This window comes from Micromonospora sp. LOL_025, assembly GCF_048060285.1.
Classification (GTDB): Bacteria; Actinomycetota; Actinomycetes; order Mycobacteriales; family Micromonosporaceae; genus Micromonospora.
The window spans coordinates 204267-211368 of sequence record NZ_JBHMIR010000011.1; the positions used below are offsets into that span (position 1 = coordinate 204267).

At 73.7% G+C, this 7102-nt stretch carries 9 protein-coding genes; 7 read left to right on the plus strand and 2 right to left on the minus strand.

The window, feature by feature from the left end; all coding sequences use genetic code 11:
• Positions 1-93: 93 nt before the first annotated feature.
• On the minus strand, positions 94-1200 hold the full coding sequence (locus tag ACFHW0_RS17040; RefSeq protein ID WP_121396987.1) for a citrate synthase 2: 1107 nt from the start codon (positions 1198-1200) through the stop codon (positions 94-96).
• A gap of 285 nt (positions 1201-1485) precedes the next feature.
• Here ACFHW0_RS17040 and pdxH point away from each other — a divergent pair, with 285 nt between their 5' ends.
• The 6 genes from pdxH (at position 1486) to ACFHW0_RS17070 (ending at position 6424) form a co-directional block, all read left to right on the plus strand.
• On the plus strand, positions 1486-2115 hold the full coding sequence (pdxH, locus tag ACFHW0_RS17045) for a pyridoxamine 5'-phosphate oxidase (protein WP_416608767.1): 630 nt from the start codon (positions 1486-1488) through the stop codon (positions 2113-2115).
• The gene (locus tag ACFHW0_RS17050) at positions 2112-3413 is read left to right on the plus strand and encodes an MFS transporter (RefSeq protein WP_416608743.1); all 1302 of its coding nucleotides are present in this window, start codon (positions 2112-2114) and stop codon (positions 3411-3413) included. The genes pdxH and ACFHW0_RS17050 overlap by 4 nt, the downstream gene beginning before the upstream one ends.
• 53 nt (positions 3414-3466) lie before the next feature.
• The gene (locus ACFHW0_RS17055) at positions 3467-4396 is read left to right on the plus strand and encodes an aldose 1-epimerase family protein (RefSeq protein WP_416608745.1); all 930 of its coding nucleotides are present in this window, start codon (positions 3467-3469) and stop codon (positions 4394-4396) included.
• A 12-nt stretch (positions 4397-4408) separates the two neighbouring features.
• Positions 4409-5011: a nitroreductase family protein gene (locus ACFHW0_RS17060; RefSeq protein WP_416608747.1), complete on the plus strand. Its 603-nt coding sequence runs from the start codon at positions 4409-4411 to the stop codon at positions 5009-5011.
• A 200-nt stretch (positions 5012-5211) separates the two neighbouring features.
• Positions 5212-5517: a type II toxin-antitoxin system VapB family antitoxin gene (locus ACFHW0_RS17065; protein ID WP_089002310.1), complete on the plus strand. Its 306-nt coding sequence runs from the start codon at positions 5212-5214 to the stop codon at positions 5515-5517.
• A 142-nt stretch (positions 5518-5659) separates the two neighbouring features.
• Positions 5660-6424, plus strand: coding sequence for a DUF4230 domain-containing protein (locus ACFHW0_RS17070; RefSeq protein WP_358086135.1), 765 nt, complete (start codon positions 5660-5662; stop codon positions 6422-6424).
• 89 nt (positions 6425-6513) lie between these two features.
• Here ACFHW0_RS17070 and ACFHW0_RS17075 read toward each other — a convergent pair whose 3' ends face one another.
• Positions 6514-6720 carry a PspC domain-containing protein gene (locus ACFHW0_RS17075; protein WP_416608749.1) on the minus strand — a complete coding sequence of 69 codons (207 nt, stop codon included), beginning with the start codon at positions 6718-6720 and terminating at the stop codon, positions 6514-6516.
• A 311-nt stretch (positions 6721-7031) separates the two neighbouring features.
• On the opposite strand from ACFHW0_RS17075, the gene ACFHW0_RS17080 reads away from it, so the two are divergent.
• The coding region (locus ACFHW0_RS17080; RefSeq protein WP_416608769.1) for a serine dehydratase beta chain at positions 7032-7102 on the plus strand (71 nt) is incomplete at its 3' end.

The following is a 7102-nucleotide window of genomic DNA, read 5'->3' on the forward strand; positions in this document are numbered from 1 at the left end:
GCCCGGCCGCGCCCGGGCGCCACCGGTGGTTCCGCTACGTGAAAGGGGCCCCTTCCCGTCGACTGACGACGGGAAGGAGCCCCTGCGCGGCTCTCAGACGCCGTGCGGGATGGCGTCCCAGCCCTCGACCTCGCTGGGCTTGCGGGTGCCCGGGCCGACGTAGCGGGCCGACGGGCGGACCAGCCGCTGGAGCTTCTTCTGCTCCAGGATGTGCGCGCTCCAGCCGCCCATCCGGGCGCAGGTGAACATGGAGGTGAACATGTGGGCCGGCACCTCGGCGAAGTCCAGCACCACGGCCGACCAGAACTCGACGTTGGTGGCGAGCACCCGGTCCGGGCGGCGGGCCTGGAGCTCCGCCAGGGCGGCCTTCTCCAGCGCCTCGGCGATCTCGAAGCGCGGGGCGCCCAGCTCCTTGGCGGTGCGGCGGAGCACCCGGGCGCGCGGGTCCTCGGCCCGGTAGACGCGGTGGCCGAAGCCCATCAGCCGCTCGCCCCGGTCGAGGACGCCCTTGACGTAGCCCTCGGCGTCGCCGCTGCGCTCGACCGCCTCCAGCATGCTGAGCACGCGGGACGGGGCGCCGCCGTGCAGCGGGCCGGAGAGGGCGCCGATGCCGGAGGAGATGCAGGCCGCGGCGTCGGCGCCGGTGGAGGCGACGATCCGGGCGGTGAAGGTGGAGGCGTTCAGGCCGTGCTCGGCGGCCGAGATGAAGTAGGCGTCGACGGCCTTGACGTGCCGGGGGTCCGGCTCGCCCCGCCAGCGCTTCATGAAGCGCTCGACGATGGTGGACGCCTTGTCGATCTCCTTCTGCGGCACCGCCGGCAGGCCCAGGCCGCGCGCCGACTGGGCGACGAAGGAGAGCGCGGTGACCGACACCCGGGCGAGGTCCTCGCGGGCCTGCTCGTCGGAGATGTCGAGCAGCTGGTTGAGACCCCAGTACGGGGCGAGCATGGCGACCGCGGACTGCACGTCGACCCGGATGTCGCCGGAGTGCACCGGCACCGGGAACGGCTCCGCCGGCGGCAGACCCGGGCCGAACCGCCCGTCGACCAGCAGCGCCCAGACGTTGCCGAAGGAGACCTGGCCGATCAGATCCTCGATGTCGACTCCGCGATAGCGCAGCGCGCCGCCCTCGCGGTCGGGTTCGGCGATCTCGGTCTCGAAGGCTACGACGCCCTCAAGCCCGGGTTTGAAATCGGCCATGTCGCTCTCCTGGATCTGCTCGGTGCGCCCGCCCGGGGCTCCGGTCCCGGCCCAGCCGGGCGAGCGCCTTAGGCGACCCTCAGGGATGTGTTCGTGACATCTTGCCTGCTGGGTAACCGGATCCGCGACCCACGGCGACTGTGCCGCACACGACATCCCCGGTCCGGACGCCCCGGACCGCGTCGGTGACACTGTGCGGTGCGGGCTGGCCAGCGCCGCAGGCAGTGGGCCGGGTCGACGACGAGGAGGGGGAACGTGACGGGGGACACAGTCCGGCCGGCGGGGATGCGTAACGAGTACGCCCGGGAGCTGGGCCTTTCCGAGGCGGACCTGGCCGCCGACTGGCACGGCCAGTTCGCCCGCTGGTTCGCCGACGCGGTCGCCGCCGGACTGCCCGAACCGAACGCGATGGTCGTCGGCACCGCCGACGCCGAGGGTCGCCCGAGCGCGCGCACGGTGCTGCTGAAGGGGTACGACCCGGAGGGCTTCGTCTTCTTCACCAACTACGGATCCCGCAAGGGCGCCGAGGCGGCCGTCAATCCGTACGTGAGCCTCGTCTTTCCCTGGTTCCCGATGCACCGGCAGGTGGTGGTGGCGGGGCGGGTCGAGCGGGTCGACCGGGCGGAGACGGAGGCGTACTTCGCCAGCCGGCCGCGCGGCTCCCAGCTCGGCGCCTGGGCCAGCACCCAGTCCCGGGTGATCCCCGAACGGGCCGTGCTGGACGAGGCGTACCGGGCGGCGGCGGAGCGGTTCGCCGAGGTCGAGCCGATCCCCGCGCCGCCGTACTGGGGCGGCCTGCGGGTGCGGCCGGAGTCGGTGGAGTTCTGGCAGGGCCGGGTCAGCCGACTGCACGACCGGCTGCGGTTCCGGCTCACCGGGACCGGGGAGTGGACCGTCGAGCGGCTGGCGCCGTGACCCAGCTCAAGGACGGGCGGCCGAACGGGCTGCGCCGGTTCGCGATCGACGTGCGCCCGCTGGCCGTGCCGGCGTACCGGCGGATGTGGCTCGGCAACGGCATCGCGATGTTCGGCATCCAGCTCACCGCGGTCGCCGTGCCGGTGGAGATGTACGCGCTGACCGGCAGCTCGCTCTGGGTCGGTCTGATCGGGATCGCGGCGTTCGTACCGCTGTTGGTCTTCGGGCTCTGGGGCGGCGCGGTGGCCGACGCGCACGACCGGCGCAAGGTGCTGCTGGGGACGGCGGCGGTGCTCTGGGCCGCCACGTTCGGCCTGGCGGTGCAGGCGGTGCTCGGGATCGGCAGCCCGCTGCTGCTGCTCGCCCTGGTGGCGGTGCAGTCGATCGCCTTCGCGGTCAGCTCGCCCACCCGCAACGCGATCCTGCCCCGGCTGGTGCCGGCGGAACTGGTGCCGGCGGCGACCACGCTGAACTTCACCACCCACACGGCCGCCTCGGTGGTCGGCCCGCTGGTCGCCGGCCTGATCTTCGCCTGGTGGGGCACCGACCTCGGCCTGCCGATCGCGTACGCGGCCGACGCGGTGCTCTACACGGTCGCCGTCTGGGCGACGGTGAAGCTGCCCGCCATGCCGCCGGAGCCGGACCCGGACGCGTCCGCCACCCCACGACGGGCCGGGCTGGCCAGCATCGTCGACGGCCTGCGCTACCTGGCCACCACCCCGGTGCTGATGCTCTCCTTCGTCATCGACCTGATCGCGATGGTGCTGGCGATGCCCAGGGCGCTCTTCCCGGAGATCGCCGAGTCCCGGTTCGGCGGCGGCGCGGCGGTCGGCTGGCTCTACAGCGCGATCGCGGCGGGCGCGATGCTCGGCGGGCTGACCTCCGGGTGGATCGGGCGGCTGCGCCGGCAGGGGCTGGTGCTGGTGGTGGCGGTGGTCGGCTGGGGGCTGGCGGTCGCGGCGGCCGGGCTCGCCGGCCAGCTCTGGCTGATGGTGCTGCTGCTCGCGGTGGCCGGCGCGGCCGACCTGGTCAGCGCGGTGCTGCGGCAGTCGATGCTGCTGGTCTACGCGCCGGACCGGATGCGCGGGCGGCTGATGGGCGTCAACACGGTGGTCATCGCCGGCGGCCCGCGCCTGGGCGACCTGCGGGCGGGCGCGGTGGCGGCCGGTTTCGGCGGCGGCGTCGCCTGGGTCGGCGGCGGGCTGCTCTCGGCGGCGCTCGCGGTGCTGCTCGCGGTGGCGTTCCCGGTGCTGCTGCGCTACCGGGCGGCGACCCCTTCCGGCGGTGACAAGGCGTGACCGGCCGGGTCGGGGCGAGCGACGCCGGGGCGGGAACCGTTAGGGTCGCCCGCATGGACACCCCCGACCAGCGTCCGCCCTCGGGCGCACAGTGGACCATTTCCGCCGCCGGCCACGAGGCCGTGATCGTGGAGGTGGGCGGTGGGGTCCGGACATACCGGCACGACGGGACCGACCGCCTCGACGGGTACGCCGCCGACGAGATCTGTCCCGGCTGCGCGGGGCAGGTGCTGGCCCCCTGGCCGAACCGGATCCGCGACGGGCGCTACACCTTCGGCGAGCGGTCGTTGCAGCTCACCCTCAGCGAACCGGACCGGGGCGTGGCCATCCACGGGCTGGTCAACTGGGTGCCGTGGCGGCTGGTGGAGCAGTCCTCCGACGCGGTGACCGTCGGCTACGACCTGCCGCCGCAGCCGGGCTACCCGTGGCCGCTGCGGCTACGTACGCGGTGGAGCGTCGGCCCGGACGGGCTGCGCGCGGAGCACGAGGCGACGAACCTCGGCGCCGAGCCCGCGCCGTTCGGCTTCGCGGTGCACCCGTACCTGCGGGTGCCCGGGGTGGCGGTGGACGACCTGTCGATGCGGCTGCCGGCCCGGACGCGGTTGCAGGTGGACGGCCGGCTGCTGCCGATCGGGGGCACCCCGGTCGCCGGCACCGAGTACGACTGGACCAGCCCTCGCCGGATCGGCGACGCCCGGCTCGACCTCTGCTTCGGCGACGTGATCCGCGACGACGACGGCGGCTCGGTGGTCAGCCTGGCGGCCCCGGACGGCGCGGCGGGGGTGCGGATCTGGGCGGACCGGGAGTTCGGCTGGTGGCAGGTGTTCACCGGCGACGCCCTGCCCGACGAGCGGCGGCGCCGTTCCGTGGCGGTGGAGCCGATGACCTGCCCGCCGGACGCGTTCCGCTCGGGCCGGGACGTGATCACCCTGAAGCCGGGCGCGACCTGGCGGGGTGCCTGGGGCGTACGGCCCGGGGCCTGAGCGGGGAAGCGCATGGAGTTCAGCGAGGTGGTCCGGCGGCGCCGGATGGTGCGCAACTACGACCCGGACCGTCCCGTCCCGCCCGACGTGGTGGAGCGGCTGCTCGACCACGCGGTCCGCGCGCCGTCGGCCGGCTTCGCCCAGGGCTGGGGTTTCCTGGTGCTGGAGACGCCGGAGGACCGGGAGCGCTTCTGGACGGCGACCACCCCGGGTGGCGGCGGCCGGGAGCGGTGGCTGGCGGGGATGCGCCGGGCCCCGTTGATCGTCGTCCCGCACGCGAACCGCTCGGCCTACCTGGAGCGGTACGCGGAACCGGACAAGGGCTGGGCGGACCGCTCGACGGAGCGCTGGCCGGTGCCCTACTGGTACGTGGACACCGGCTTCGCCGCCCTGCTGATGCTGCTGACCGCCGTCGACGAGGGGCTGGGGGCGTGCTTCTTCGGCATCCCCGCGCAGCGCCTCGACGCGTACCGGGAGGCGTTCGGGGTGCCGGGAGAGTACGAGCCCGTCGGGGCCGTGACGGTGGGTTATCGTGCGCCTGACCACCGGTCACCGTCACTGCGCCGGGGGCGTCGCCCGGTGGACGAGGTGGTCCGGCGGGGGCGGTGGAGCTGACGGCGTCGGATGTCCCGTCAGGTGTTTCGTCCGGTGGCGAACCGGACGGCGGGTGGTGAAACTGACATCAGGGAGCAGAACGCGGTGTGGTGCAGCCGGCTACGCTGGCACGGTCATCGGTGCCGCGGGTCGCGGTGCCGCGCCGCGACCCGACCCGGTGTCGTGGGTCGGCCGGGCCAGGGGGAGGGGAGCGTGCCGTCGTGATCTTCAGAGCGGTCCGGGACGGGCGTCCCTACCCGGAGCACAACCTGACGCTCAAGCAGTGGGCGGAGATTCCGCCGAGGCCGCTGCGCCTGGACCAGTTGATCACCACCAAGCGCGAGCTGGCGCTGGACAAGCTCCTCGCCGAGGACTCCACCTTCTACGGCGACCTCTTCCCGCACGTGGTGCAGTGGAACGGCGGGCTCTACCTGGAGGACGGGCTGCACCGCGCCCTGCGGGCGGCGCTCCAGCAGCGCAACCAGATCCACGCCCGGGTGCTCGTCCTCTCCGGTCCGATCGAGTGAGCGCGACCCGCCGGCCGTCCGACCCGTCCTGACCTGCGGTTCTGTCGGATCGGCGCGGCGGCGCGCCCTTCGGCGAGCGGCTGTCGCACCGGAGCCGTACCGTCATCTCCAGACGACGTGTCTGACGAGGACGGTGAGGGCCATGGCCCGCGACGGTGACATCAACGAGCCCACGAGGGAGTTCCCCGGTTATCCGACCGGCGAGGCGCTCAAGGAGCGGTCGGCTGTCACAACCGAGCCGGAGCCGGGTGCGCCACCGCCGGCGGGCGGGCCCGCCCGCGGCCTGCTCTGGGTGCTCGGCGCGGCGGCGCTGGCGGTGGTGGTGCTGCTCGGCGTGCAGGCCACCGGCCTGCTGCCGGACTTCCGCAACCCGTTCGCCAAGGAGCAGACCGACCGCAGCCAGCCGCCGCTGCTCAAGTCGATCCAGGATCTCAGCCGCTACGTCGCGGCCGAGGGCAACTTCCAGGTGGTCGTCGATCTCCAGAACGACCGGCGCAACGTGCCCGACTGGCTGCTCAGCCAGCGCACCCTCTTCGTCGGGGCGGGCAGCGTCGAGGCGTACGTCGACTTCGCCAAGATCTCCGAGGGCGCGGTGGTCGAGTCGGCCGACGGCAAGTCGGTGGAGATCAGGCTGCCGGCGCCGCAGCTCGGCAAGACCAACCTCGACCTGGAGAAGAGCTACGTCTTCGCCGAGGAGCGCGGGCTGCTCAACCGGGTCGGCGAGCTGGTGAAGGGCGACCCCAACCGCCAGCAGCAGGTCTACCAGCTCGCGGAGGAACGGATCACCACCGCCGCCCGCGACAGCGGCCTGACCCAGCGGGCCGAGGAGAACACCCGCAAGATGCTGGAGGGGCTGCTGCGCTCCCTCGGCTACGAGAAGGTGACGGTCACGTACACCGCTCCGTGACGGCGGACCCACGACGCGACGGCGCCCGCCCCGGTCGACGGGACGGGCGCCTCGTGCTCACCCCCGCGCCGGGCGGGGGTGGGGTGGGCTCAGTAGCGGGCGGTGGCGTAGCGGTCCTCGTTCGGCATCAGGAGCCAGAGGACCAGGTAGACGACCACCTGGGTGCCGGGCAGCAGCAGCGACAGCAGGAACAGCAGCCGGATGAAGCCGGCCGACCTGCCGAAACGCTGGGCCAGGCCGGCGCAGACGCCGGCGATCATGCGCCCCTGACGGGGGCGGACCAGTTTGCGACTCATCGTCGTACTCCCACTCTGCGGCGTTCGCCGCCTCTGCCCTCAACGGTAGAAAGGGGTGGCCACCGCGCCCTCGGTCGCGAGGAGGATCGGCGGCGCCCGTACCCGTAGGTGGTTACCCGGGAACCGGCCCCGCGACGCTTCCGGACCCGCCGGGGTGTGACGACCGGTCGCGGCTGGCGGCAGGGGCTGAGCCGGGCGGGTAGGCTCGCCGGTCGGGCACCCACACCCCCGGGTGCCGGACGGCCGCCCGGACCGGGCCGGCCACGACCATGCCGCTGACCCACGAGGTACGACGGCGAGGAAGTGCAGCCATGATCAGCGTTTTCGATCTCTTCAGTGTCGGCATCGGGCCGTCCAGCTCCCACACCGTGGGGCCGATGCG

Coding starts and splice junctions, on each gene's coding strand:
- ACFHW0_RS17060 (WP_416608747.1), top strand. CDS start 4,409: ATGGAGTTCAGCGAGGTGGTCCGGCGGCGCCGGATGGTGCGCAACTAC.
- ACFHW0_RS17075 (WP_416608749.1), bottom strand. CDS start 6,720: ATGAGTCGCAAACTGGTCCGCCCCCGTCAGGGGCGCATGATCGCCGGC.
- ACFHW0_RS17070 (WP_358086135.1), top strand. CDS start 5,660: ATGGCCCGCGACGGTGACATCAACGAGCCCACGAGGGAGTTCCCCGGT.
- ACFHW0_RS17040 (WP_121396987.1), bottom strand. CDS start 1,200: ATGGCCGATTTCAAACCCGGGCTTGAGGGCGTCGTAGCCTTCGAGACC.
- pdxH (WP_416608767.1), top strand. CDS start 1,486: ATGCGTAACGAGTACGCCCGGGAGCTGGGCCTTTCCGAGGCGGACCTG.
- ACFHW0_RS17055 (WP_416608745.1), top strand. CDS start 3,467: ATGGACACCCCCGACCAGCGTCCGCCCTCGGGCGCACAGTGGACCATT.